At 57.7% G+C, this 407-nt stretch carries 1 protein-coding gene; it reads left to right on the forward strand.

All coding sequences use genetic code 11. The annotated features are described in order from the left end of the window. Positions 1-407: VCBS domain-containing protein (locus K5Q99_RS22225; protein WP_220778173.1), on the forward strand; the 407-nt coding region annotated here is incomplete at both ends.

The following is a 407-nucleotide window of genomic DNA, read 5'->3' on the forward strand; positions in this document are numbered from 1 at the left end:
TGTGATTGCTGGCGACGATGTCGGCGCGGTCACTGAAGATGCCACCGATCCAGTTCTGACTGACAGCGGCACCTTAACCATTACCGATGCCGACAGCGGCCAGGCGGTATTCCAAGCGGGCAACGGCGTTGCTAGCAATGGCGCGCTCGGCAGCCTGACTATCGATGCGGCGGGCAACTGGACTTACAACGTCGATAACGCCGACGTGCAATATCTGGCTGAAGGCGAAACTAAGGTCGAAACCTTTGTGGTCTTGAGTGACGATGGCACTGAGCACACGGTCACCATCACCATTACCGGCACCAACGATGTGCCTGTGATTGCTGGCGACGATGTCGGCGCGGTCACTGAAGATGCCACCGATCCAGTTCTGACTGACAGCGGCACCTTAACCATTACCGATGCCG

Origin of the sequence: Shewanella hafniensis (genome assembly GCF_019655335.1) — a bacterium.
Classification (GTDB): domain Bacteria; phylum Pseudomonadota; class Gammaproteobacteria; order Enterobacterales; family Shewanellaceae; genus Shewanella; species Shewanella hafniensis.